The sequence below is a fragment of the Streptomyces sp. NPDC048291 genome, from assembly GCF_043201715.1.
Lineage (GTDB): Bacteria > Actinomycetota > Actinomycetes > Streptomycetales > Streptomycetaceae > Streptomyces.
Window position 1 is genome coordinate 277,363 of record NZ_JBICZC010000013.1, and the last position, 25,489, is coordinate 302,851.

The 25,489-nt window shown below is 71.3% G+C and carries 23 protein-coding genes and 1 riboswitch; of the genes, 15 read left to right on the forward strand and 8 right to left on the reverse strand.

Features of this window, described 5'->3' with window-relative positions; all coding sequences use genetic code 11:
• The first annotated feature begins 157 nt into the window (after positions 1-157).
• The 6 genes from ACGF5O_RS33900 (at position 158) to ACGF5O_RS33925 (ending at position 7,377) form a co-directional block, all read left to right on the forward strand.
• Positions 158-1,402 (forward strand): cytochrome P450, encoded by a 1,245-nt coding sequence (locus ACGF5O_RS33900; protein ID WP_393813696.1) that lies wholly within the window; start codon positions 158-160, stop codon positions 1,400-1,402.
• A 37-nt stretch (positions 1,403-1,439) separates the two neighbouring features.
• Positions 1,440-2,228, forward strand: coding sequence for a VOC family protein (locus ACGF5O_RS33905; RefSeq protein WP_393813697.1), 789 nt, complete (start codon positions 1,440-1,442; stop codon positions 2,226-2,228).
• 66 nt (positions 2,229-2,294) lie between these two features.
• On the forward strand, positions 2,295-3,401 hold the full coding sequence (rlmN, locus tag ACGF5O_RS33910) for a 23S rRNA (adenine(2503)-C(2))-methyltransferase RlmN (protein ID WP_393813698.1): 1,107 nt from the start codon (positions 2,295-2,297) through the stop codon (positions 3,399-3,401).
• 24 nt (positions 3,402-3,425) lie between these two features.
• A riboswitch (TPP riboswitch) is annotated at positions 3,426-3,533 on the forward strand.
• Between the two features lie 72 nt (positions 3,534-3,605).
• On the forward strand, positions 3,606-4,676 hold the full coding sequence (locus ACGF5O_RS33915; protein WP_393813699.1) for a thiamine ABC transporter substrate binding subunit: 1,071 nt from the start codon (positions 3,606-3,608) through the stop codon (positions 4,674-4,676).
• A gap of 80 nt (positions 4,677-4,756) precedes the next feature.
• Positions 4,757-6,355, forward strand: coding sequence for an ABC transporter permease (locus tag ACGF5O_RS33920; RefSeq protein ID WP_393813700.1), 1,599 nt, complete (start codon positions 4,757-4,759; stop codon positions 6,353-6,355).
• Positions 6,355-7,377, forward strand: a complete 1,023-nt coding sequence (locus ACGF5O_RS33925) for an ABC transporter ATP-binding protein (protein WP_393813701.1) — start codon at positions 6,355-6,357, stop codon at positions 7,375-7,377. Before ACGF5O_RS33920 ends, ACGF5O_RS33925 begins: the two co-directional genes overlap by 1 nt.
• 82 nt (positions 7,378-7,459) lie before the next feature.
• Here ACGF5O_RS33925 and ACGF5O_RS33930 read toward each other — a convergent pair whose 3' ends face one another.
• From ACGF5O_RS33930 to ACGF5O_RS33960, 7 genes are all read right to left on the reverse strand, one after another.
• Positions 7,460-8,188, reverse strand: a complete 729-nt coding sequence (locus ACGF5O_RS33930; RefSeq protein ID WP_393813702.1) for an LAETG motif-containing sortase-dependent surface protein — start codon at positions 8,186-8,188, stop codon at positions 7,460-7,462.
• Positions 8,189-8,326: 138 nt separating this feature from the next.
• A complete protein-coding gene (locus ACGF5O_RS33935; protein ID WP_393813703.1) occupies positions 8,327-9,481 on the reverse strand; it encodes an LOG family protein in 1,155 nt (384 codons plus the stop codon).
• Between the two features lie 16 nt (positions 9,482-9,497).
• Positions 9,498-9,905 carry a VOC family protein gene (locus tag ACGF5O_RS33940; protein ID WP_393813704.1) on the reverse strand — a complete coding sequence of 136 codons (408 nt, stop codon included), beginning with the start codon at positions 9,903-9,905 and terminating at the stop codon, positions 9,498-9,500.
• 94 nt (positions 9,906-9,999) lie between these two features.
• Positions 10,000-11,652 (reverse strand): hypothetical protein, encoded by a 1,653-nt coding sequence (locus ACGF5O_RS33945; RefSeq protein ID WP_393813705.1) that lies wholly within the window; start codon positions 11,650-11,652, stop codon positions 10,000-10,002.
• A complete protein-coding gene (locus ACGF5O_RS33950; protein ID WP_393813706.1) occupies positions 11,634-12,374 on the reverse strand; it encodes an ABC transporter ATP-binding protein in 741 nt (246 codons plus the stop codon). Before ACGF5O_RS33950 ends, ACGF5O_RS33945 begins: the two co-directional genes overlap by 19 nt.
• Before the next feature lie 203 nt (positions 12,375-12,577).
• The gene (locus tag ACGF5O_RS33955) at positions 12,578-13,942 is read right to left on the reverse strand and encodes an aspartate aminotransferase family protein (RefSeq protein WP_393813707.1); all 1,365 of its coding nucleotides are present in this window, start codon (positions 13,940-13,942) and stop codon (positions 12,578-12,580) included.
• Between the two features lie 2 nt (positions 13,943-13,944).
• Positions 13,945-14,463: an Lrp/AsnC family transcriptional regulator gene (locus ACGF5O_RS33960; RefSeq protein WP_351485096.1), complete on the reverse strand. Its 519-nt coding sequence runs from the start codon at positions 14,461-14,463 to the stop codon at positions 13,945-13,947.
• Positions 14,464-14,628: 165 nt separating this feature from the next.
• Here ACGF5O_RS33960 and ACGF5O_RS33965 point away from each other — a divergent pair, with 165 nt between their 5' ends.
• The 5 genes from ACGF5O_RS33965 to ACGF5O_RS33985 all read left to right on the forward strand — a co-directional run bounded on the left by ACGF5O_RS33965 (position 14,629) and on the right by ACGF5O_RS33985 (position 21,417).
• Entirely contained in the window at positions 14,629-16,068 is a 1,440-nt protein-coding gene (locus ACGF5O_RS33965; RefSeq protein ID WP_393813708.1) for a gamma-aminobutyraldehyde dehydrogenase, read from the forward strand.
• 227 nt (positions 16,069-16,295) lie between these two features.
• Positions 16,296-17,489: an extracellular solute-binding protein gene (locus ACGF5O_RS33970; RefSeq protein WP_393813709.1), complete on the forward strand. Its 1,194-nt coding sequence runs from the start codon at positions 16,296-16,298 to the stop codon at positions 17,487-17,489.
• A gap of 163 nt (positions 17,490-17,652) precedes the next feature.
• Positions 17,653-19,059 (forward strand): C4-dicarboxylate transporter DctA, encoded by a 1,407-nt coding sequence (gene dctA, locus ACGF5O_RS33975; RefSeq protein ID WP_393813710.1) that lies wholly within the window; start codon positions 17,653-17,655, stop codon positions 19,057-19,059.
• Positions 19,060-19,296: 237 nt separating this feature from the next.
• Complete coding sequence (locus ACGF5O_RS33980; RefSeq protein ID WP_393813711.1) at positions 19,297-20,193, forward strand: LysR family transcriptional regulator; 897 nt, start codon at positions 19,297-19,299, stop codon at positions 20,191-20,193.
• A gap of 141 nt (positions 20,194-20,334) precedes the next feature.
• Positions 20,335-21,417, forward strand: coding sequence for a tartrate dehydrogenase (locus ACGF5O_RS33985; protein WP_393813712.1), 1,083 nt, complete (start codon positions 20,335-20,337; stop codon positions 21,415-21,417).
• A 94-nt stretch (positions 21,418-21,511) separates the two neighbouring features.
• On the opposite strand, the gene ACGF5O_RS33990 is transcribed toward ACGF5O_RS33985, so the two are convergent.
• Positions 21,512-22,432, reverse strand: coding sequence for a helix-turn-helix domain-containing protein (locus ACGF5O_RS33990; protein ID WP_393813713.1), 921 nt, complete (start codon positions 22,430-22,432; stop codon positions 21,512-21,514).
• A gap of 129 nt (positions 22,433-22,561) precedes the next feature.
• Between ACGF5O_RS33990 and ACGF5O_RS33995 the strand changes: the two genes are divergently transcribed.
• From ACGF5O_RS33995 to ACGF5O_RS34010, 4 genes are all read left to right on the forward strand, one after another.
• Positions 22,562-23,344: an MBL fold metallo-hydrolase gene (locus tag ACGF5O_RS33995; protein WP_393813714.1), complete on the forward strand. Its 783-nt coding sequence runs from the start codon at positions 22,562-22,564 to the stop codon at positions 23,342-23,344.
• A 47-nt stretch (positions 23,345-23,391) separates the two neighbouring features.
• Complete coding sequence (locus tag ACGF5O_RS34000) at positions 23,392-24,036, forward strand: NAD(P)-dependent oxidoreductase (RefSeq protein ID WP_393813715.1); 645 nt, start codon at positions 23,392-23,394, stop codon at positions 24,034-24,036.
• Positions 24,037-24,186: 150 nt separating this feature from the next.
• Positions 24,187-24,813: a TetR/AcrR family transcriptional regulator C-terminal domain-containing protein gene (locus tag ACGF5O_RS34005; RefSeq protein WP_393813716.1), complete on the forward strand. Its 627-nt coding sequence runs from the start codon at positions 24,187-24,189 to the stop codon at positions 24,811-24,813.
• Positions 24,788-25,459, forward strand: a complete 672-nt coding sequence (locus ACGF5O_RS34010; protein WP_393813717.1) for an alpha/beta hydrolase fold domain-containing protein — start codon at positions 24,788-24,790, stop codon at positions 25,457-25,459. Before ACGF5O_RS34005 ends, ACGF5O_RS34010 begins: the two co-directional genes overlap by 26 nt.
• Positions 25,460-25,489: the final 30 nt, after the last annotated feature.

Genomic DNA, 25,489 nt, shown 5'->3' on the forward strand with positions numbered 1-25,489 from the left:
CGTAGCCGGGCCCCCGTCCTTCACAGGGCGGGGGCCCGTCGGCATGTCGGCCCCGGATGACGCAGCAGAAATCGCAAGGTCATTCCGGGCGGAGGCAGACTTCCGGTGAGGACGCTGTCTCCTCCGACGTCTCCGCCGACGCGCAGGGAGTGTGCCCATGCCCCTCGACCCGGCTCCGGCCTCCACCCCGTCTCCCGTCCCGCCTCCGCCGCCGGTACGGTTCTGGCCCGTCGACGACCTGCCCGCGCTCGACCCCGACCCGTTCCTGGACGAGATGATGCGCGAGGAGCCGGTCACCCGGATCCGGCTCGCGTACGGCGAGGGGGAGGCCTGGCTGGTCACCCGGTACGAGGACGTCCGCTTCGTCACCTCCGACCCGCGCTTCTCCCGGGAACTGGTCGTCGGCCGCGAGATCACCAGCATGCGCCCGGCGCCGGTGGCCTCCCAGACGGCCGGCCTGCAGTACATCGACCCGCCCGGGCACAACCGGCTGCGCCGGGTCGTCGCCCGTGCCTTCACCGGGCGGGCCATGCAGCGGCTGCGGCCGATGGCGGAGCGCAGGGCCGGCGAACTCCTTGACGCGATGGAGGCGGCGGGCCCGCCGGCCGACCTCATGGAGCAGCTGCACGGCCCCTTCCCGATCGCCGTCATCCGTGACTTCCTCGGCGTCGACGAGAAGGACTGGCACCGCTGGGCGGCCACCGGCGAGGCACTGCTCTCCGCTGGCCCCGACGCCGAGGAACGCGCCCGGGAGGCCGCCAGGGCCACCCGGGCCCGGATCGCCGAGCTGCTGCGGAGCCGCCGCGACGAGCCGCGCGAGGACCTCGCCGGAGTGCTGGCCCAGGCCACCGCGGACGGGGAGATCACCGACGACGAGGCGATCTCCCTGGCCACCGCCATCCAGGTCAGCGGCGGCCACGCGGTCCGCAACAACAGCGGCTCGATGATGTACGCGCTGCTCACCCACCCCAGGCACCTGGACCGGCTGCGCCGTGAGCCGGAGCTGCTCCCCAAGGCGGTGGACGAGCTGTTGCGCTACGTCCCGCACCGCAACGGCGTCGGCATCCCGCGGGTCGCCGTCGAGGACGTCGAGGTCGGCGGCCGACTGATCCGGGCCGGTGACGTCGTCTACAACGCCTACGTCGCGGCCAACCGCGACCCCGCCGTCTTCACCGACCCCGACGACCTGGACTTCGACCGCGCCGACGGCCCGCACATCGCCTTCGGTCACGGCCCCCACCACTGCATGGCCGCGATCATGGCCCGCATGGAGGCCGAGACCATGATCGGCTCGGTGCTCGCCCGTTTCCCCGGCATCCGGCTGGCCGTACCTCCCGAGGAGGTCGAGTTCCAGCGCCAGGGCCTGATCCGCGGACCGCGTACGCTGCCCGTGACCTGGTGACCGGCGAGGGCCGGAGAGGACCGAGGAGAACCCCACCATGCTGACGACCACCTACGTCCCCGGCGCCCCGAACTGGCTCGACCTGGGCACCACGGACACCGACGCGAGCGCCGCCTTCTACTCGGCCGTCTTCGGCTGGCAGCACCGGTCCGCGGGCCCCGAGGCGGGCGGCTACGGCTTCTTCGAGCAGGACGGCGGCACGGTCGCCGGGATCGGTCCGCTCACGGCGGAGGGCGCGACCCCGTCCTGGCGGGTCTACTTCCACACCCCGGACGCCGACGCCACCGCCAAGGCCGTCGAGCAGGCGGGCGGCAGCGTCCGGATCGCCCCGGCGGACGTCTTCGCCTTCGGGCGTGCGGCGGCCTTCGTCGACCCCACCGGCGCGGACTTCGCGGTCTGGCAGCCGGGCGAGACCAAGGGCATGGACCTCGTCGCGGCCCCCGGCAGCCTGGCCAGGACGGAGCTCTACACCACCGACGCGGACGCGGCGAAGGCGTTCTACGAGTCGGTCTTCTCCTGGCAGACGCGGGACGTGCCGATGGGCCCGGGCCTGACCTACACGATCCTCACCCCGGCCGGCGCCGGCCCCGCGGCGGCCCACGGCGGCCTGATGCAGCTGCCCCAGGCCAACCTCGACGCCGGATCCACCCCGGAGTGGCACCCGTACTTCGAGGTCACCGACTGCGACGCCACGTCCGCCAGGGCCACCGAGGCCGGCGCCACCGTCCTCATCCCGGTCACCGAGGCCCCCGGCATCGGCCGCTTCGCCATGTTCCTCGACCCCTCCGGCGCCCTCTTCGCCGTCATCACGACCGCCCGGAGCTGAGCCCCCGGCCCCCGCCAAACCTTCGGTCGCAGGCCACTTCAGTTGATCTGCGACACTGGTAGGGCCATGCCTAATCCCGGAGAACTCACTTTCGTAGCGCCGCGCGGAGCCAAGAAGCCGCCGCGGCATCTCGCTGATCTCTCGCCTGCCGAGCGCAAGGACGCGGTGGCCGAGGTCGGGGAGAAGCCGTTTCGTGCCAAGCAGCTGTCGCAGCACTACTTCGCGCGGTACGCGCACGACCCCGAGCAGTGGACCGACATCCCGGCCGGATCGCGGGACAAGCTGCGGGAGGCGCTGTTTCCCGAGCTGATGACGGTCGTACGGCATCTGTCGACCGACGAGGGGACGACGCGCAAGACGCTGTGGCGGCTGTTCGACGGCACGCTCGTCGAGTCGGTGCTGATGCGCTACCCGGACCGGGTGACGATGTGCATCAGCTCGCAGGCGGGGTGCGGTATGAACTGCCCGTTCTGCGCGACCGGGCAGGCGGGGCTTGACCGCAACCTGTCGACCGCCGAGATCGTCCACCAGATCGTGGACGGGATGCGGGCGCTCAGGGACGGGGACGTGCCCGGCGGGCCCGCGCGGCTCTCGAACATCGTCTTCATGGGGATGGGTGAGCCGCTCGCCAACTACAAGCGGGTGGTCGGAGCGATCCGGGCGCTCACCGATCCGGCTCCGGACGGGCTCGGGCTCTCGCAGCGCGGGATCACCGTCTCGACCGTCGGACTGGTCCCTGCCATCCACCGGTTCGCCGACGAGGGCTTCAAGTGCCGGCTGGCGATCTCGCTGCACGCCCCCGACGACGAACTGCGCGACACCCTCGTCCCCGTGAACACACGGTGGAAGGTGCGCGAGGTCCTCGACGCCGGGTTCGAGTACGTCGAGAAGAGCGGGCGGCGGCTCAGCATCGAGTACGCGCTCATCCGCGACATCAACGACCAGGCCTGGCGGGGCGACCGGCTGGGGCGGCTGCTCAAGGGCAAGCCCGTGCACGTCAATCTGATTCCGCTGAACCCGACGCCCGGTTCGAAGTGGACGGCGTCGCGGCCGGAGGACGAGAAGGCGTTCGTCGAGGCGATCGAGGCGCACGGCGTGCCGGTGACGGTCCGGGACACCCGTGGCCAGGAGATCGACGGCGCCTGTGGTCAGCTCGCGGCCACCGAGCGGTAATCTGAGGGCCGTAGGTACATCTTCATATTCCGACAGGGGAGCGCCACAGCGCTGAGAGTGCGGCAACCGGGCCGCAGACCCTCTGAACCTCGCCCAGGTCATTCTGGGTAGGAAGTTCGGTCTTCACTCAAGCTGTTGCGCCCTGCCCGCACACCGCGGGCAGGGCCGCGTCTCTTCCTGGTCAACCCCAGGAGGAAAACACCAGTGCACACAAGGACCTTCTTGGCCGCGGCCGTAGGGCTCGGTCTCGTCACGCTGTCCGCGTGCTCGTCGTCGTCGGGTTCCGCGGCCGACTCCAAGACCGTCACCCTGGTCAGCCACGACTCGTGGGCCGTCTCCAAGAACGTGCTCCAGGACTTCGAGAAGCAGTCCGGCTACAAGGTCAGGGTCCTCAAGGACGGCGACGCCGGGCAGGCCGTCAACAAGGCGATCCTGACCAAGGACAACCCGCAGGGCGACGTCTTCTTCGGCGTCGACAACACCCTGCTGTCCCGCGCTCTCGACAACGGTCTCTTCCAGCCGTACGAGGCGAAGGGGCTCGACACGGTCGGTACGGCGTACCAGCTCGACGCGGACAGGCACCGCGTCACGCCCATCGACTACGGCGACATCTGCGTCAACTACGACAAGGCGTACTTCAGCAAGCACAAGCTGACCCCGCCCACCTCGTACGCCGATCTCGTCAAGCCGCAGTACAAGAACCTCCTCGTCACCGAGAACGCGTCCACCTCCTCGCCGGGGCTGGGATTCCTGCTCGGCAGCGCCGCGCAGTACGGGGACAGCGGCTGGCAGGGCTACTGGAAGCAGCTCAAGGCCAACGGCGTCAAGGTCGTCGACGGCTGGGAGCAGGCGTACAACGAGGAGTTCTCCGGCTCGGCCGGCGGCAGGAAGGCCGGCGGCGACCGGCCGCTCGTCGTGTCGTACGCCTCCTCGCCGCCCGCCGAGGTCATCTACGCCGACCCCAAGCCGAGCACCGCGCCCACCGGCGTCGCGACCGGCACCTGCTTCCGGCAGATCGAGTTCGCCGGGCTGCTGAGCAACGCGGGGAACACCAAGGGCGGCAAGGCGCTCATCGACTTCCTGGTCTCCAAGGAGTTCCAGGAGGACATGCCGCTCAACATGTTCGTGTATCCGGTGGTGAAGGGCGCGAGCGTGCCCGCCGAGTTCACGAAGTACGGTCCCGCCGCCCAGGACCCCGAGACCATGGCGCCCGACAAGATCGCCGCCAACCGTGACCAGTGGGTCAAGACGTGGACGTCACTCGTACTGAAGTAACCGAAGTAGCCGAAGTGGCCGAAGTGGCGGAAGTCGCCGCAGCGGCCGGTCGGCGTGGGAGCGTGGCGCGGCTCGGGTTGATGCTCGGGCCCGTCGCGTTCTTCGGCGTCTTCTTCGCCTGGCCGGTCGCGGCGATCGTCACGCGCGGGCTGAAGGTCGACGGGGTGTGGCGGTTCGGGCGGATCGCCGACGTCCTCGGCCAGTCCGACATCCGCCATGTGCTCTGGTTCACCACCTGGCAGGCGCTCGCCTCCACCGCGCTCACCCTGCTGGCCGCGCTGCCCGCCGCCTACGTCTTCGCCCGCCTCGACTTCCCGGGCAGGCAGGTGCTGCGGGCCGTGGTGACGGTCCCCTTCGTGCTGCCGACGGTGGTCGTGGGGACCGCGTTCCTCGCGCTCGTGGGCCGGGGCGGCCTGCTGGACGAACTGTGGGGCGTACGGCTCGACACCACCGTCTGGGCCATCCTGCTGGCGCACGTCTTCTTCAACTACGCGGTCGTCGTACGGACGGTGGGCGGGCTCTGGGCCCAGCTGGACCCGCGGCAGGAGGAGGCCGCCCGGATGCTCGGCGTCTCCCCCCTGGCCGCCTGGCGGAAGGTCACCCTGCCCGCGCTCGCGCCCGCCGTGGCCGCCGCCGCGCTGATGGTCTTCCTCTTCACCTTCACCTCCTTCGGCGTGGTGCAGATCCTCGGCGGGCCGACGTTCTCCACCCTCGAAGTGGAGATCTACCGGCAGACCTCCGAGATCTTCGACCTCTCCACGGCCGCCGTCCTCACCCTCGTCCAGTTCGCCGCGGTCGGCGCGATCCTCGCCGTGCACGCGTGGACCGTACGGCGGCGGGAGAGCGCGCTCAGGCTGGTGGACCCGGCGGTGACGGCCCGCCGGCCGCGCGGCGCCGGGCAGTGGGCGCTGCTCGGCGGGGTCCTCGCCACCGTCGCGCTCCTCCTCGTCCTGCCGCTGGCCGTGCTGGTACGGCGGTCGTTCGACGGCGGGTTCGGGTACTACCGGGCGCTGGGCGACGCCGACGGCGGGACCTTCCTGGTCGCGCCGATCGAGTCGGTCGTCAACTCGCTGCAGTACGCGGTCGTCGCCACCGCCGTCGCCGTGGTGATCGGCGGCCTCGCCGCCGCCGCGCTGGCCCGGCGGGACGCGGGGCGCCTCGTACGGGGCTTCGACGCGCTGCTGATGCTGCCGCTCGGGGTGTCCGCGGTGACCGTCGGCTTCGGGTTCCTGATCGCGCTCGACAAGCCGCCGCTGGACCTGCGCCAGTCCTGGATCCTCGTCCCGCTCGCTCAGGCGCTGGTCGGTGTGCCCTTCGTCGTGCGGACCATGCTGCCCGTGCTGCGGGCCGTGGACGAGCGGCTGCGGGAGGCGGCGGCCGTGCTGGGCGCCTCGCCCTGGCGGGTGTGGCGGGAGGTCGATCTGCCACTGGTGCGGCGGGCGCTGCTGATCGCGGCGGGGTTCGCGTTCGCGGTGTCGCTGGGGGAGTTCGGGGCGACCGTGTTCATCGCGCGGCCCGACAACCCGACCCTGCCGGTCGCCGTGGCCCGGCTGCTGTCCCGTCCCGGTGATCTCAACTACGGCCAGGCGATGGCCCTTTCCACGATTCTGATGGTGGTGTGCGCCGTGGCCCTGCTGGTCCTTGAGCGGCTGCGGACGGACCGGACGGGGGAGTTCTGATGCCGCTTCTCGAACTGGAGCAGGCCACCGTGCGGTTCGGCGGGCGGGCCGTGCTCGACGCCGTCGGCCTGGAGGTGGCCGAGCACGAGGTGGTGTGCGTGCTCGGGCCGAGCGGGAGCGGCAAGTCGACGCTGCTGCGGACGGTGGCGGGGCTGCAACCGCTCGACTCCGGGCGGGTGTTGCTCGACGGCGACGACCAGGCGCGGATGCCGGCGCACCGGCGGGGCGTCGGGCTGATGTTCCAGGACCACCAGCTGTTCCCGCAGCGGGACGTCGGCGGGAACGTGGCCTTCGGGCTGCGGATGCGTGGCGCCGGGAAAGTGCAACAGGCCGAGCGGGTGGGTGAGTTGCTGGAGCTGGTGGGGCTGCCGGGGGCGGCCGGCCGGGCCGTCGCCGGGCTCTCCGGCGGTGAGCAGCAGCGGGTCGCGCTCGCCCGGGCCCTGGCGCCCCGGCCCCGGCTGCTGATGCTCGACGAACCGCTGGGTCAGCTCGACCGCTCGCTGCGGGAGCGGCTCGTGGTCGAACTCCGGGAGCTGTTCGGGCGGTTGGGTACGACCGTGCTCGCCGTGACGCACGACCAGGGCGAGGCGTTCGCGCTGGCCGACCGGGTGGTGGTGATGCGGGACGGGCGGATCGCCCAGTCCGGCACGCCGCTCGACGTCTGGCAGCGGCCCGCGGACGAGTTCGTCGCCCGCTTCCTCGGCTTCGGCAACGTGGTCCCGGCGACCGTCGAGGGCACGGTCGCGGTGACGCCGTGGGGGAAGGTGCCGGTGCCCGAGGGCTCGGCACAGGGCCCGCGGACGCTGCTGGTACGGCCGGCGGGCGTACGGCTCGTCGCCGCCGACGCGGGGCTGCCCTGCACGGTGGCCGCCCGCACCTTCCAGGGCACCCATGTCACCGTCCACCTCCAGCCCCTGGACGGGCCCCGTCTGGAGGCCGCCTGCGCGCTGCGGGCGGCGCCGGAGGCCGGGGACGCGGTGGGCGTCGAGTTCGACGCGGCGGAGACCGTCGTACTGGACTGAGGGATTCCGCGGTACGGCCGAGGCCCGTCCCCCGGGGATACGGGGACGGGCCTCGACGGTGTACGTACGGGTGAGCGGCGCGTCAGTTGCCGCTGTGCGCCCCACGGCGGCGCATGCCGAACCAGACGGCTCCACCGCCGACCACCACGAGCGCGGCGGCGATACCGGCGATCAGGCCGGTGTTGGAGTTGGCACCGGTCTCGGCGAGGTTCGACTCACCGACGGCCGGGGACGGGGCGTTGTCCGACGTGGTCGCCGGGGCGGTGGTGCTGTCCGTGGCCGACGGGGTCGGGGAGTCCGACTCGGCCGGGGTGGTCTCCGTGGCGGACGGCGACGGGGTGGTCGTGTCCGAGGGGGAGGGGCTGGAGCTCTCCGTGGACTTGCACGCCGTCGACGGGGTGGTCAGGTTGGGCGTGATGTCCGTGTCGATCTGGATCTTGCCACTGTCGACCTTGACGTGGACGCGGTACGTCGCGTCGGGCGCCCAGTCCTCGGAGAAGGTGACCGTCGTGCCTGCCTTGGAGCCCTTGACGGTCTGGGCGTCGCCGACCTGCTTCGCGTCGGCACCGTTGCTCTCGAGGAACACGGTGATGGTGGCCGGAGTGCCTGAGGCGTCGACGTCCTTGACGTTGATGACACCGTTGGAGCCGTCGCAGGTGGCTTCGGCGGAGAACTCGGAGATGTTGCACGCGAGGGCGCTGCTGGAGACGCCCAGGACCAGCGCGGCCGACGCGGAGGCAATACCCAGGATGCGCACGGAACGACGTGCACTGCGGCGGGATATGGACACGTTTGTCCTTACTGAGTGCATAACTGAGGGGGGCTGAGGGGGAGTTGATGCGGCGATGCGGTGAGGCATCAGGATCCCCAAGAGTCCCTCAGGTCTATAAGTGCGCCGTAAGTAGTGTCAACGCATATGCGGTCCACAGGTGTTGACTTTACCTTCTGTTTAATTAGTGAGACGTTTCAGCGCTTGTGAAGCTTGCTCGATCCGGTCAACCAGGGCGATACGGGACGCCATCGCGCGGTCGCCCGCGAGCGAGGTCAGCAGCTGCCAGGCCGGCAGTTTCTCGCTCCAGTGCGCCTCGTTCACGAGCACCATCGGGGTCGGCTCGCCTCGTGACTCGTAGTAGTTGGGCGTCGCGTTGTCGAAGATCTCCTGGACGGTCCCGGCGGCGCCCGGCAGGAACACCACACCGGCGTTGGAGCGGGCCAGCAGGCCGTCCTCGCGGGTGGCGTTGGCGAAGTACTTGGCGATGTGCGCGGCGAAGGCGTTCGGCGGCTCGTGGCCGTAGAACCAGGTGGGGATGCCGACCGACGGGCCGCCGTCCGGCCAGCGCTCGCGGACCTCGAAGGCGGCGCGCGCCCAGTCGGTGACGGACGGCCGGAACGACGGTGCCTTGGCGAGGAGTTCCAGCGCCTCGTCGAGCATCCCGTCGTCGAAGGGCGCCGCGTACGCGCCGAGGTTCGCCGCCTCCATCGCGCCCGGGCCGCCGCCGGTCGCCACCGTGAAGCCGGACCGCGCGAGCTCCCGGCCGAGGCGGGCGGCACCGGCGTACTCCGCCGTGCCGCGGGCCATCGCGTGGCCGCCCATCACGCCCACCACCCGGGCACCGACGAGGAGTTCGTCCAGCGCGTCGGAGACCGCGTCGTCGTGGATCGAGCGGAGCATGGAGCCGAATATGTCTCCGTCCGCCCTGGTCTGCTGGAACCAGGCGTACGAGCGGGCGTCCGGGGTCGCCTCGTACCCCGCGTCGAGCGAGTCGAAGAGCTCGCCGGGCGTGTACACGAAGGCGCGGTAGGGGTCGAAAGGGAGGTCCGGGACCGGGGGGAACACCAGGGCGCCGGACGCGCCGGCCCGGGCGGCGGCCTCGGGGGACATCGGGCAGCCGAGGAAGACGGCGCCGGTGGTGTCGGTGGCCAGCAGGACGTCCGTACGGTCCGTCAGATCGACGGCCTGGACCCGGTACCGGGCGAGCGTGCCGTGCGCGGCGACGACCTCGTCGAACTCGGCGAGGGACTCGATCTCACGGTCGCGGGCGGCCCGGTGCGGCCGGGCGGGACGGGGCTGCGCGGGGTACGGCTGGGCGGGTGTCGGATGCACCCGCCCACTGTAGGCGTCAGCCCTGGACCGCGGCCGGGTCCATCCACACGACCTCCCAGCTGTGGCCGTCGAGGTCCTCGAAGGAACGGCCGTACATGAAGCCCTGGTCCTGGACGTCGTCGTTCGCCGTGCCGCCGGCCGCGACCGCCTTCGCCACCAGTTCGTCGACCTTCTCGCGGCTCTCCGCGCTCAGGCAGATCAGCACCTCGCTGGTCTTCGTGGAGTCGGCGATCTCCTTCTTCGTGAAGTCGGCGTAGCGCTGCTTGCTCAGCAGCATCGCGATGATCGTGTCGCTGATCACGACGCAGGAGCAGTCGTCGTTGCTGAACTGCGGGTTGATCGAGTAACCGAGCTCGGTGAAGAACTTCCGGGACGCGGCGACGTCGTCGGTGGCCAGGTTCACGAAGATCATCTGCTGGTACATGGGGTCTCTCCCTCGGGTGTCGTGCCGTTCGCGGGGATAGACCAGGGGGCGCGGCGAAAGTCATCGCCGGGTCCGGGTTTTTTCGTACGGACTTTCAGTGTGCGAGCGGGAGTGCGGCGAGCTCCGCGATCAGCAGGGTGAGGGGGCCGAAGAGGGCCAGCAGGGCACCGGTGCGCAGGGCCGCCGCGCTGCGCAGCACGGTCGCCGGAGCGCCGAGCCGGAGCAGGGCCGCGGTGGTGTCGGCGCGGGACTGGCGGGCCTCGACGGCGGCGGTGAGGAGGGTGGCGACCGTGCAGCCGGCCACCACGAGGCCGCCGAGGACGGTGAGGGGGCCGAAGGCGGGGGCGCCGCCGGCGCCGCCGTGGAGGGCGGTGGCCGCGAAGGCTGCCGACGCCACCGCGCAGACGACGCCGAGGGGGCGGCCGATGCGGGTGGCCTCCGCCATCAGGACGCGGCCGGCGAGGAGGCGGCGGGCGCCGGGGCGGACGGACTGGAGGAGGCGGCCGCAGAGGTGGGTGAGGCCGGGGCCGGCGAGGATCAGGCCGAGGGCGGTGAGGGCCCAGCCGGCGAGGACCCCGGCGGGGCCGCCGGCCAGGCCGCCGGGGAGGGTGGTGTGGCGGGCGGTTTCGGTGGCGCCGGCGTAGGACTCCACGGCGAGGCCTGCGGCGAGGACGGCGATGCCCCAGGGGAGCGCTGGGGGTGGGGCGGTGGGGAGGTCGGGGAGGGGGGCCGGGGTGTCGTCGGTGCGGTCGGCTGGGGCCGGGGGGTGGGGTTCGCTTACCGGCGCGTGCAGGGTGCCGTCCGCGCCCACCCGTGCCGCCCAAGCGGCACGACTGCCCGCGGGATGAAGCGGTGACTGGGGGCCGTCGGCGGGATGAAGCGGTGACTGGGGGCCGTCGGCGGGGTGGAGTGGTGGCTGGGGGGCGTGCGTGGGGTGGAGTGGTGGCTGGGGGCTGTCCGTGGGGTGGAGTGGTGGCTGGGGGGCGTGCGTGGGGTGGAGTGGTGGCTCGGGGCTGTCCGTGGGGTGGAGTGGTGGCTCGGGGGTGTGCGAGGGATGGCGGGATGGCTGGGGCGCGTTCGGCGGGGGAAGCGGCGGCTGGGTGCCGGGTGTTGGGCCGCGGAAGAAGCGGGCGCCGAAGCGGCCGTAGGTGCCGAAGGTTTCGGGGCTGGGGGTTCTGCCGTAGGCGCCGAAGCGGCCGTAGCCGCGGGTGCGGGTGCGGGTGTCGGCGTGGGGGAGGTCGCGGGGGCGGAGGGCCAGGGCGACCGCCGTGGAGGCGAGGACCGGGAGGGTGGCCAGGAGGGTGAGGGCCGCCGGGACGGGCAGGGACCTGTCGGCCGCCAGGAAGTCCTTCGCGGCGCCGTCGAACGGCATGCCCGTGAGGTCGCCGCGCAGGTGGAGGAAGACCAGGAGGGCCAGCAGGGAGCCCAGGGTGCAGGCGAGGGCCGTGTTGAGGGCGGCGACGGCCATCAGGCGGGCCGGGCCCAGGCCGAAGGCGGAGAGGCCGGGGCGCGGCTTGGCGCCGGGGTCGGTGCGGGCGACCGCGACCGCGAGCTGCACCGTGCTGGCCAGCGGGATCGCGCACCAGGACAGGCGCAGGAGCGCCGCCGTCGAGTGGGTCGGGTGGGTCAGCCCGTAGCCGAGGGCGGACAGCAGCAGGAAGCCCGTGCCGGCGGCGGCCGCGGCCACCAGGAGGCGGCGCAGGTGCACGGTCGGGCGGGCGGCGCGGGTCAGACGGAGACTGAGCACTCGGCCCGGCCCTCCGCTTCGGGGACCGGCGGCAGGTGGACGGTGTTGACCCGGCGGCCGTCCAGGAGGTCGACCTTGCGGTCGGCGAGGGCCGCCGTCTCCGCGTCGTGCGTGGCGAGGACGACCGTGATGCCGTGCGAGCGGGCCGCGGTGGTGAGCGTGCGCAGCACGTGCGCGCGGTCGGCGCGGTGCAGGGGCGCCGTCGGCTCGTCGGCGAAGAGGACCGTGGGGGCGGGGGCGAGCGCGCGGGCGATGGCGACGCGCTGGCGCTCGGACTGCTTGAGCTCGGCCGGGTGCTTGCGGGCCTTGTCGCCGACGTCGAGCCGCTCCAGCCACTCCAGGGCGGCCGCCTTGGCCCGGCGGCGGCCGGTGCCGCGCAGCATCAGGGGCAGGGCGGTGTTCTCCCAGACGTTCAGCTCGGGGACGAGGGTCGGGACCGGGTCGATCCAGCCGAAGCGGTCGCGGCGCAGCCGCTCACGGGCGAACGGGCCCATCCGGTGCACGGCCTTGCTGTTGAACCAGACCTCGCCGTCCTGCGCCGGGACCAGACCGGCCAGGCACCTCAGCAGCGTCGTCTTGCCGCAGCCGCGCGGGCCGCTGACGGCGAGGATCTCGCCCTCGCGCACGCCCAGGGAGATGCCGGTGACACCCGGTGAGCCGTCCTGGTGGCGGAAGTGCAGGGCGCGTGCCCACAGCACGTCGTTGTCCGGCGGGGCCTCCATGGGCGTAACACCTCGGTTCTGATCCGTTTTGCCGTGCCTTCCCACGTCCGGGGGAACGAAAGGCTGGGCCGATCGGTCACGTGCACGCTAGGCAGGCCGGAGGGCGGGGCCCGGACAGCACGCGGCCCCGGGCCGCCGTTCTCACTCGAACGGGCGGCGCCGGGGCCGGGGCCGGATCTGGGATCAGACCGCTGATCCGATGATCAGAGCTTCGTCCACGCCTCGGAGAGGGTGGCGCGCAGGATCTGCTCGATCTCGTCGAAGGTCTCCTGGTTGGAGATCAGCGGCGGGGCGAGCTGGACGACCGGGTCGCCGCGGTCGTCGGCACGGCAGTACAGGCCGTTCTCGAACAGGGCCTTCGAGAGGAAGCCGTACAGGACGCGCTCGGTCTCCTCGTCGTTGAAGGACTCCTTGGTCGCCTTGTCCTTGACCAGTTCGATGCCGTAGAAGAAGCCGTTGCCGCGGACGTCGCCGACGATCGGCAGGTCGTGCAGCTTCTGCAGGGTGGAGTGGAAGGCGCCCTCGTTGTCCAGGACGTGCTGGTTGAGGTTCTCGCGCTCGAACAGGTCGAGGTTGGCGAGGCCGACCGCCGCGGAGACCGGGTGGCCGCCGAAGGTGTAGCCGTGCAGGAAGGTGTTGTCGCCCTTGTAGAACGGCTCGGCGACGCGGTCGGAGACGATGCACGCGCCGATCGGGGAGTAGCCCGAGGTCATGCCCTTGGCGCAGGTGATCATGTCCGGGACGTAGCCGAACTTGTCGCAGGCGAACATCGTGCCCAGGCGGCCGAAGGCGCAGATGACCTCGTCGGAGACGAGCAGCACGTCGTACTGGTCGCAGATCTCGCGCACGCGCCGGAAGTAGCCGGGCGGGGGCGGGAAGCAGCCGCCGGCGTTCTGCACCGGCTCCAGGAAGACCGCGGCGACGGTGTCGGGGCCCTCGAAGAGGATCTGCTGCTCGATCTGGTCGGCGGCCCAGCGGCCGAAGGCCTCCGGGTCGTCGCCGTGGATCGGGGCGCGGTAGATGTTGGTGTTCGGGACCTTGTGGGCACCGGGGACGAGCGGCTCGAAGGGGGCCTTCAGCGCCGGCAGGCCGGTGATCGACAGGGCGCCCTGCGGGGTGCCGTGGTAGGCGACCGCGCGGGAGATGACCTTGTACTTGGTCGGCTTGCCCTGCAGCTTGAAGTACTGCTTGGCCAGCTTCCAGGCGGTCTCGACGGCCTCGCCGCCGCCGGTGGTGAAGAAGACCTTGTTCAGGTCGCCGGGGGCGTGGTCGGCCAGCCGCTCCGCGAGCTCGACGGCCTTCGGGTGGGCGTACGACCACACCGGGAAGAACGCCAGCTCCTGGGCCTGCTTGAAGGCGGTCTCGGCGAGTTCGGTGCGGCCGTGACCGGCCTGGACCACGAACAGACCGGCGAGACCGTCGAGGTAGCGCTTGCCCTTGTCGTCGTAGATGTAGGTGCCCTCGCCCCGGACGATGGTCGGGACGGGCGAGTTCTCGTACGAGGACATGCGGGTGAAGTGCATCCACAGGTGGTCGTACGCGGTGCGGCTGAGGTCCTTCTGGGTCACGGTTATCGGGTTCCCCACATGTAGGTCTGCTTCTTCAGCTTCAGATAAACGAAGCTTTCGGTGGAGCGCACGCCGGGCAGCGCCCGGATGCGTTTGTTGATGACGTCCAGCAGGTGGTCGTCGTCCTCGCAGACGATCTCCGCGAGGATGTCGAACGAGCCCGCGGTCATCACCACGTACTCGACTTCCGACATGGCGCTCAGCGCGTCCGCGATCGACTCGACATCGCCCTCGACGTTGATGCCGACCATCGCCTGCCGGCGGAAGCCCACGGTGAGCGGGTCCGTGACGGCGACGATCTGCATGACGCCCTGGTCCAGCAGCTTCTGGACGCGCTGGCGCACGGCCGCCTCGGACAGGCCGACGGCCTTGCCGATCGCGGCGTACGGCCGGCGGCCGTCCTCCTGGAGCTGCTGGATGATGGCGAGGGAGACGGCGTCCAACTGAGGGGTGCCGTTCCTGGACTCGCGGGACGAGTCCCTCTGGTCTGCGCTTCGACTGGCCACAACCTCACTGTGCACGACGTCTCGACGGTTCCGCAAGGCCGTATCGATGAAATTCGTTGTTTGAGGTGTCCTGTATTGCGGATTTCGCAGACCTGGCGGCCGTAGGGGTGTTGAAAACGTGGGATCTCGGATTACTGTGGGTGTCTCAGTGATTGGACACCCGAACTTGGAGGGCCGGCAGTGAGCACCGAGCTGCGTCGTCTGCGCAACTACATCGACGGTGAGTTCCGGGACGCCGCCGACGGACGGACCACGGAGGTGGTCAACCCCGCGACCGGCGAGGCGTACGCGACCGCGCCGCTGTCCGGGGAAGCGGACGTCGACGCCGCGATGGCGGCCGCGGCCGCGGCCTTCCCGGGCTGGCGCGACACCACGCCCGCCGAGCGGCAGAAGGCCCTGCTGAAGATCGCGGACGCGTTCGAGGAGCGGGCCGAGGAACTCATCGCGGCCGAGGTGGAGAACACGGGCAAGCCGACCGGGCTCACCCGCTCCGAGGAGATCCCGCCGATGGTCGACCAGATCCGGTTCTTCGCCGGTGCGGCCCGGATGCTGGAGGGCCGCTCGGCCGGCGAGTACATGGAGGGGATGACCTCCATCGTCCGCCGCGAGCCGGTCGGCGTCTGCGCGCAGGTCGCGCCCTGGAACTACCCGATGATGATGGCCGTGTGGAAGTTCGCCCCGGCGATCGCCGCGGGCAACACCGTGGTCCTCAAGCCGTCGGACACCACCCCGGCGTCGACCGTCCTGATGGCCGAGATCATCGGCGGGATCCTCCCGAAGGGCGTCTTCAACGTCGTCACGGGTGACCGTGACACCGGCCGCGCGATGGTCGAGCACCCGGTCCCGGCGATGGCCTCCATCACCGGCTCCGTGCGGGCCGGCATGCAGGTCGCCGAGTCCGCGTCCAAGGACCTCAAGCGGGTCCACCTGGAGCTGGGCGGCAAGGCGCCTGTCGTCGTCTTCGAGGACACCGACATCGCCAAGGCCGTCGAGGACATCTCCGTCGCGGGCTACTTCAACGCCGGGCAGGACTGTACGGCCGCCACCCGCGTGCTCGTCCAGGAGTCCATCCACGACGAGTTCGTGGCGGCGCTCGCGAAGGCGGCGGCCGAGACGAAGACGGGCCGGCCGGACGACGAGGACGTGCTGTACGGGCCGCTGAACAACCCGAACCAGCTCAAGCAGGTCGCCGGCTTCATCGAGCGGTTGCCCGCCCACGCCAAGGTCGAGGCCGGCGGTCAGCGGGTCGGCGACAAGGGCTACTTCTACGCGGCGACCGTCGTCTCCGGACTGAAGCAGGACGACGAGATCATCCAGAACGAGGTCTTCGGGCCGGTCATCACCGTCCAGTCCTTCACGGACGAGGACCAGGCCGTGGAGTGGGCCAACGGCGTCGACTACGCGCTGGCGTCCTCGGTGTGGACCAAGGACCACGGGCGCGCGATGCGCATGTCCAAGAGGCTGGACTTCGGCTGCGTGTGGATCAACACGCACATCCCGCTGGTCGCGGAGATGCCGCACGGCGGGTTCAAGAAGTCCGGGTACGGCAAGGACCTGTCCGGGTACGGGTTCGAGGACTACACGCGGATCAAGCATGTGATGACGTCGCTGGACGCGTAGGCCGTAGGCGGTAGGCCGTACGTCGGCTGCGGGGGCGTGGGGGCTGGTCGCGCAGTTCCCCGCGCCCCTGGGTATGTGGCGCTGCCCGGGACGGGGAAGTCTCCCCGGGCAGCGCTTTGCTGTAACGCCGAGTTGACCCGGGGCATCGACAGGGTGTCGGGTCCGTGTCATGTCGCTCGACGCAGCGTCGATTGCCCGGTGGCGGGCGGGCGGGACATGCTTCAGGTGTGCCCCAGACCTCTTCCCAGACGCCCGCGCTCTCCCGTCGCTCCCTGCTGCGCGCGCTCGGCGGCACCGCCGCGCTCGGCGCGCTGGCGGGCTGCGGGGTGCCCGCCGCCTACGTCAAGGCCGGCGACCGCGCCGTGACCGACCTGTCCGCCACGGACCACCGACTGGTCTTCGCCAACTGGCCGCTGTACATCGACGTGGACGACGACAACCCGAACAAGCGGCCCACCCTCGACGCCTTCGAGAAGAGCACCGGGATCTCCGTCGACTACATCGAGGAGATCAACGACAACGACGAGTTCTTCGGCAAGATCAGCCCCGCGCTGATGAACCACCAGTCCACCGGCCGGGACATCATCGTCATCAGCGACTGGATGTGCGCGCGGTTCGTCCGCCTGGGCTGGGTCCAGAAGATGGACCGCGCCCGCCAGCCGAACGTGGCGAAGTACCTGGACCCACTGCTCCGCACGCCCGCCTTCGACCCGGGCCGCCTCCACACCGTGCCCTGGCAGTCGGGCATCACCGGCATCGCCTACAACCGCAGGAAGCTGGGCCGCGAGATCCGGCACGTCAAGGAACTGTGGGCGAGCGACCTCAAGGGCCGGGTGACGCTGCTCTCCGGCCTCGACGAGTCGTTCGCGCTGCTGATGCAGGGCAACGGCGTGGACATCACCAAGTGGACGGCCGACGACTTCTACACCGTCTGCGACGAGGTGCAGCACCAGGTCGACCGCGGCCAGATCCGCCGCTTCACCGGCAACGACTACACGAAGGACCTGGTCAGCGGGGATGTCCTGGCCTGCCAGGCGTACTCCGGCGACGTCATCCAGCTCCAGGCCGACAACCCCGACATCCGCTTCGTCGTCCCCGAGGAGGGCGCGGAGCTGTGGTCCGACTCCCTGATGATCCCGGACCGCGCCGTCCACAAGACCAACGCGGAACGCCTCGTCGACTACTACTACGAGCCGGAGGTCGCCGCCGAACTGGCCGCCTGGGTCAACTACGTCTGCCCCGTCCCGGCCGCCCAGCAGGTCCTCGCCGACTCCAAGGACAAGGACACCGCGGCCCTCGCCGACAACCCCCTGATCTTCCCGAACACGGCGATGCGCAAGCGGCTCGCCATCGCCCGCGACATCACGTCGACGGAACGGGTGGAGTTCGCGAAGCGGTGGAACAAGATCGTGGGGTTGTAGGGAGCGGGTCACTGCTTTCCGTCTGTGCAGCGTGAACTGATAGGTGAGGCCTATACGGGGCATCGATTTTTGGTCGTGGACCCCTGGGGTGCGGGCCGGTTCACTGTGGCGAAAGCCGGCGTGGACCGATCGGGCTCGGTTGCGCGCGATCAGGGAGGCTGCAATGACGCATACCCCGGGCAGCGGACGAGCCGAGCAGGCCGCGCGTATCGCGGCGACGCCGTGGTACCGGCAGCTGTACGTCCAGGTGCTGGTGGCGATAGTGATCGGTGTCGTGCTGGGCTGGCGGTGGCCGGATCTGGCCACCGACATGGAGCCGATCGGCACGACCTTCATCACGGCGATGAAGATGCTGATCGGGCCGATCGTGTTCCTGACGATCATCGGCGGCATCGCGGGCGTCGCCGACCTGAGGAAGGTCGGCCGTACCGGAGTCAAGGCGCTGGTCTACTTCCAGGCCGGCACCGTCGTCGCTCTGGTCACCGGGCTGGTGGCGATCAACGTCTTCCGCCTCGGCGACGGTGTGCACGCCGATCCGGCGTCCCTGAAGACGTCCGGGGACGCGGGCCAGTACATCTCGCAGGGCGAGCACCAGCACTGGTGGGAGTTCCTCACCGGCATCGTGCCGAACAGCGTCTTCGGGCCGTTCGTCGGGGGGAACATCCTCCAGGTGATCTTCCTGGCCGTGGTCTTCGGCATCGCGGTGAAGATGGTGGGGAAGACGGGCGAGTCGATCATCGCGGCCGTGGGGCGTCTGACCGAGGTCGTCTTCAAGGTCCTGTCCTTCGTCATGAAGGCGGCGCCACTGGGTGCCTTCGGCGCGATGTCGTACGCCATCGGGAAGTTCGGCCTGTCCACGCTGACCAGCCTCGGCTCCCTGATCGTCCTCTTCTACGCGACCTCCGCGCTGTTCGTGGTCCTCGTGCTCGGCGGTGTGCTCGCCCTCTACGTGCGGCTGAACATCTTCCAGCTCTTCCGCTACTTCAAGGAGGAGTTCTGGCTGATCCTCGGCACCTCGACCGCCGAGCCGGCGCTGCCCGGACTGATGCGCAAACTGCAGTTCATGGGCGCGGAACGGTCCACGGTGGGTCTCGTCGTACCGACCGGCTACAGCTTCAACCTCGACGGTGCGGCCATCTACCTGTCGCCGGCCACGCTCTACATCGCCCAGGCCACGGACACCTCGCTCTCCCTCGGCGGGCAACTGGGCCTGCTGGCGGTGATGTTGCTGACGTCCAAGGGCGCGGCCGGCGTCGCGGGCGGTGGATTCATCGCGCTGACCGCGACGTTGTCGACGGTCGGCTCCGTGCCGGCCGCGGGCATCATGCTCATCTTCGGCATCGACAAGTTCATGTCCGAGTGCCGGGCCCTGGTGAACTTCTTCGGCAACGCGGTCGCCACGCTGTCCGTCGCCAAGTGGGAGAACGGCCTGGATCTGGAGCGGGCCCGCGCGGTGCTGGCGGGCGAGGTGGGAGTCCCCTCCCCGGCCGCACAGGACGAGCCCGGGTTCGGATCGGACGCACCGGTCATCGTGCCGTCGGCCGCCCGCGGCGCCGAGGCGGCATCCTGATCGTGTCCGTCGATGCCGGTCGCCGCACGCCGCCCGCGGACACCACCGCCCCGCACTTCCGCCCGGTCCGGGCCCTGACGGATCTCACCGACCAGGACCGTGCGAACGGCGGTGCCGTGTCCGCACGGCCGCTCACCCGGTGCGCACGGACACTCGCCGACCGCCGGACAGGTCACTGAGGCAGCGGAAACCGGCAAGTAGGCTCGTCCGTCGCACCGGGACAGCGCGAGGAGTGCCATGGACGCCAGGCAGCTCGAATACTTCCTCGCCATCGTGGAGCACGGCGGCTTCAGCAAGGCCGCCGCCGCGCTGCACGTGGCGCAGCCCTCGCTGTCCCAGGCGATGGCCAACCTGGAGGCCGACCTCGGGGTGGCCCTCTTCCACCGGGTGGGGCGCGGGGTCGTCCTGAGCGAAGCCGGTCAGGAACTGCTCGAACCGAGCCGCCGGGTGCTGCGCGACCTGGCCGCCGTACGCGATACCGCCGCTGGCCTTGCCGGGCTGCGCGGCGGCCGGGTCGAGATCGCCACCATGCCCTCGCCCGGCATCGAGCCGCTGACCACCCTCGTCCGCCGGTTCGCCGAACTGCATCCCTCGGTGACCGTGAGCACCCAGGCCGCCTTCACCCCGGACGAGGTGGTGTCCCTGGTCCGCAGCGGGGCCTGTGAGCTCGGCCTGCTGGGCAGCGCCGCTCCCGGGCAGTGGTCCGGGCTGGACGTCCTGCACGTCGAGGAACAGCCGTTCGTGGCCGTCGCACCGCCGGACGGGGCGATCAAGGACGGCATCACGATCCGGCCCGAGGACCTGTCCGGGCAGAGACTCATCGCGTCCCGCACCGGCAGCCTGATGCGCAGCATCGTCGACGACATCACCGCGGGCGGCGCCAGCACCGAGATCGTCACCGTGGTCGACCACCGCACCTCGATCCTGCCCCTGGTCATCGCGGGCGTCGGCGTCGCCGTCCTGCCCTCCTCCTGGACCAGCCTCGCCCGCCGCTGCGGTGCGGCGGTCGCGCCGATCGAACCGACCGCGCACCTCCATGTGGCCATGGTCAGCCTGCCCGCGCACCTCACCCCGGCCGCGCGGGCGTTCCTCGCGCTCACCGGCGCGCTGGCCCAACGCGGGCGCGGCGCCTGACGTACCAAGGCCGGACGGCTCACGGCCGACGCGGGACCGATCGGCTCCGCCTATACGACGCATCGGAAGCAGGTCTTGGACGTCGTGCGCCCGCCCTGTGTTGACTCGAAACCGGTCCCACCCAGCGAGCCGGAGGCACTCATGACCACCGCATCCCGTACGTTCCGCATCGCCGCCATCCCCGCCGACGGCGTCGGCAAGGAGGTCGTCGCCGCCGGGCGTGCCGTCCTGGACGTGCTGGCCGCGGACTCCGGCGGGGCGTTCGCCTTCGCCTGGGAGGAGTTCCCCTGGGGTTGCGAGTACTACGAGCGCACCGGGACGATGATGGACGAGGACGGACTCGACCGCCTCAAGGACTTCGACGCCGTCTACTTCGGCGCGGTCGGCTGGCCCACCGTCCCCGACCACGTCAGCCTGTGGGGACTGCGGCTGCGGATCTGCCAGAACTTCGACCAGTGGGCCAACGTCCGCCCCGTCCACTTCCTGCCGGGCGTCCTCAGCCCGCTGCGCAAGGCCGACGACACGGACCTCGACTGGGTCGTCGTCCGCGAGAACAGCGAGGGCGAGTACGCCGGCCTCGGCGGGCGCAACCTCTCCGCCCGCGGCCGGGGCGGTGAAGTCGCCGTCCAGTCCGCCCTGTTCACCGAGACCGGCTGCGAACGCATCATGCGGTTCGCCTTCGACCTGGCCCGTACCCGGACCCGGCGCAAGGTGTCGTCCGTGACGAAGAGCAACGCCCAGCAGTACGGCATGGTCCTGTGGGACGACGTCTTCAAGCGGGTCGCCGCCGACTACCCGGACGTGGAGACCGAGAGCGTGCTGGTCGACGCCATGTCCGCCAAGTTCGTGCTGCACCCCGAGGACCTGTCGGTCGTCGTCGCCTCGAACCTCAACGCGGACATCCTCTCCGACCTCGGCAGCGCCCTGGCCGGCAGCCTGGGCCTCGCCGCCAGCGCCAACCTCAACCCCGAGCGCCGCTTCCCGAGCATGTTCGAGCCGGTGCACGGCTCCGCGCCGGACATCGCGGGCCAGGGTCTGGCCAACCCGATCGGCGCGGTCGGCAGCGCGGCCCTGATGCTGGACCACTTCGGCCTGCCCGACCAGGCGGCCAGGCTGGAGAGGGCCATCGAGAAGACGACCGCGGCCGGCATCCTGACCCGCGACGTCGGCGGCACGGCGACGACGGAGGGAGTGACCAAGGCCCTCATCGACGCGCTCGGCTGACGGCAGGAGAGCACGTAGGGAACGGGGACGGCCACGGTGCCCCGCGCGGCGGTCGGCGCTTTCGCGTCGCTTCGGTCCGGCAGATCGCCACAGCTCACTGCGCGGCGTGGTGGACGCGGCGGAAGGCCCCCGGCGTCGTCCCGGTGTGGCGGGTGAAGAACTTGCCGAAGTTGGTGGGTTCGGAGAAGCCCAGGCGGCGGCCGATGACCGCGACCGGCTCGTCGGTGTGGGCGAGCAGCCGCTGGGCCTGGAGGGCGACCCGGGCGTCGATGACCTGTTTGACGGGCTGCCCGGTGGCCGCGAGACAGGCGCGGGTGAGGGTCTTGACCGTGTAGCCCAGACGGTGGGCGTAGTCCTCGGCGCGCCGGGTGGTGGCGTAGGAGCGTTCCAGCTGGGCGCGGAAGCGGGCGTAGACCTCGCCACCGGCGTGCGGGTCGCCGTCCGCCCCCGGCTGCGGCAGCCGGTCGATGTGCAACAGCACCGCGCCGAGCAGCAGTTGGAGGATCTCCCGCGACACGGTGCCGTCCGGGCGGGTGAACTCGGCGCGCACTCTGTCCAGCAGGGCGGACAGGGTGGCGTAGTCGTCGCCGGTGCCCAGCTGCCGGCAGACCGGGCCGTACCACTCGCGCCCGAGGCGGTCGGCGCCGGCCGGGCGGGGCGGGAAAGCCGGAGTGAACAGCAGGTGGGTGCCGGTCATGGTGCCGGGGCGGTCGAAGCGCTGGACCTGGCCGGGGCGGATCCACAGCAGGGTGCCGGGGCGGCAGGGGTGGGTGACGAAGTCGACGGTGTGTTCCCCGCTGCCCTCGGTGATCAGGGTGACCGTGTGGAAGCCGACCCGGTGGACGCGCTGGAGGCTGCCGTCGGCCATCCGCTCGTGCAGGCCGGCCAGCTCGGCCAGCTCGAATCCGGCGACCGGCGCGGTGGGCGGGTTGAAGCCGAACCCGGGGATCGGCCCGTCACGGGTGGCGGCGTCATCGGTGGCGTCACGGGTGGCGGCGACATCGGAGGCCGACATGGGAAACCCCACTCATGTCCGTCTTTGACCATCTTGAGTCTCCAGCGTATCTCGCCCGGCCGTGGCGCACGGGCGACAGTGGGGGCAGCGGCGGTTTTCGGATACCGCCTGAGCAGGAAGAAGAGCGGCATGAACGGCACAGTGACGGTCATCGACAGGGGTACGGTCCGCGTCCACAGCTACATGGCACCGGACGACAGTCTGAATGTCACCACCCAGCTGATCGAGACCCCGGGCCGGATCGTGGCCGTCGACGCGCAGTACGCGCTGGGGTACGCCGACGAGGTCGTCGCCTACGCCAAGGGGCTGGGCAAGCCGATCGACCGGCTGATCGTCACGCACGCCCACCCCGACCACTTCCACGGCGCGGCCCGCTTCGGAGCACCCGTGCACGCGCTGCCCGCCGTGCGCGACCAGATCGCCGCCCAGGGCGACGCCCAGGACCCGACCGGCACGCTCATCCCGGTCGCCGACGTCACGCCGACCGTCGGGATCAGCCCCGGTACCGAGGTCATCGACGGCGTGCCGTTCGTCTTCGAGGCGGTGACGGGCGGCGAGGCGGCCGACGAACTCGTCGTCAGGCTGCCGGAGCAGGGCGTCCTGGTCGCCCAGGACCTCGTCTACCACGCCACCCACCTGTTCCTGGGCAACAACGACATCGACGGCTGGCAGCAGGCCCTCGACACCCTGGCCGCCGACACCTCGTACGACACGATCCTGGCCGGGCACGGCCTGCCCGCCTCGCCCGCCGTCTACGCCGAGTTGCGCGAGTACCTCGCCGCCGCGCGCGAACTGCTCGGCGACGACGGTGAGGCGTACAAGAAGGCGATCCTGGAGCGCTACCCCGCCCACGGCGGCCCGTTCCTGATCGACATCGGCAACCAGTACCTCTTCGGCGCGCAGGACGCCTGACCGCCGTACCGGACAAGGAAAGAGAACCAGGAAGGAGAACACGGACGATGAGCAGGATTGTGGTGTTCGGGGCCGCCGGAAAGGCCGGCTCGCGTGTCGTCGCCGAGGCCGCCGCACGGGGGCACGAGGTCACCGCGGTGGTCCGGGACCGCTCGCGGATCGCTTCCGTGCCCGGCGGGGTGCGGCTGGTGTCCGGCGACGTCACCGATCCCGGGGCGGTCGCCGGCCTGGCCGAGGACGCCGACGCGCTGGTGCTGACCGTCGGCGGACCCGACGCCCTCCTGTACACCGACGCCGTGGCGTCGGTCGCCTCGGCCGCGCGGGCCCTCGTCCCGGCCGGGCCCCGCATCCTGCACATGGGCGGCGGGGCGAGCCTCCTCGACGCCGACGGTGTGCGCTTCTTCGACGGACCCGGCTTCCCGGAGGAGTTCAAGCCCTACGCCGTCGGCCAGATCCGGGCCCTCGACGCCTACCTCGGCCTCGGTGCCGACGTCACCTGGACCTACCTCTCCCCGCCGCCCGTGCACTTCGCACCGGGGGAGCGCACCGGCCGCTACCGCACGGGCCTGGACCACCCGGTCACCGGCCCGGACGGCCGGGCCCGCATCTCCTACGAGGACTACGCCGTCGCCCTCGTGGACGAGATCGAGAACCCCCGACACCTCAACCGCCGCTTCACCATCGGCTATTGAGCCCGTCAGCCGTCGCACCGTCGGTCCTGGTCACATACCGGATACGGTGTTGCTGTTATGGTGCTGGCCGAGGAGGTGGGGCGTTCCGTGGCAGCAACCGGCTCACGAGCGGGAGCGGAGCCCGCGCGGCGTTCGCCGGGGCGTCCGCCGGTGCCGCTGGAGCGTATCGTCTCCACCGCTCTGGAGATCGTGGACGAGGACGGAGCCGACGCGCTCTCGATGCGGACGCTGGCCCAACGCCTGGGCTCGGGGACGGCCACGCTGTACCGGCACTTCGACAACCGGGCGGCGCTGGTCGCCCACGTCGTGGACCGCATGTTCGGCGCCGTGCGGCTGAACGGCGACGAACTCCTCGCGATGGGCTGGCAGCAGGCGCTGCGGACGGTCGCGCACACCATGTTCGACGCCCTGGCCCGGCACCGGAACGCCGCGCGCCTGATGGTCGAGCAGATTCCGCTGGGGCCGAACGCGATGGCGCTGCGGGAGCACTGTGTCGCGGTGCTGCTCGACAGCGGCTTCCCGCCGCGCACGGCCGCGCACGCGTACGCGACCCTGGCCCGCTACGTCCTCGGGTTCGCCATTCAGGTCAACGGGCACGGCGGCGCGGGGGAACCCCACGAGGCGCACCTTTCCGCCGTCTTCCAGGGCGTGGACCCGGAGCTGTTCCCGGCGACCGTCACCGTGGCCGGGTCGATGCCCGTTCCGATCGAGGACGAGTTCTCCTTCGGACTCGAACTTCTTCTCAGCGGGCTTGCCCGCATGCGCGACGACGTCTGACGGCGCGCGGCAGGGCGGCCCGCCGTCGGCCCGGCCCAGCCTGGCGCGGCGCGAGCGGTGTGCTCGCCCGGCCGGGTTCCAGAGGCGAACCCGAAACGGCCTGCCAGGCGGTCCACCACCTCGCTCATGCCCTGTTCCGGCTCGTAGAGCACCCAGTCGGCGGCGGCGAGTTCGGCCGGGTCCGCGGACGTGTCCGGCGCGTACTCGGCGGAGCCGGTCACCACCATCTCCACAGACCCTGGCCGGCGCGGGCCTGCCCCAGCCGGGCCGGGTGGTCCTGATCGCACCCTGGCTGGACCTGACGCTGGCCAACCCCGGGATCCCCGACGCCGAGGCCCGGGATCCGTGGCTCACCAGCAGCAGCCTGCGCGAGGCCGGCCGAGGCTGGGCCGGCGGGGACGACCCCGCGCAGCCGCGCCTCAGTCCCGTCAACGGCCCGCTCGACCGGCTGGCGCCCGTCGACGTCTGCATCGGCACGCGCGACCTGTTCTACCCGGCCGTCCGGCGCCTGGCGGAGCGGGCCGCCCGGGAAGGAGCGGCCGTGCACGTCACCGTCTGCGAGGGCGCGGTCCACGTGTATCCGCTCGTCCCCGCTCCCGAGGGGCGCGCCGCCGCCAGAGCCATCGTGCGGTCCGCGGCCTCCTGAGCGGCCGTCGCCCCATGCGCCCGTGAGCAG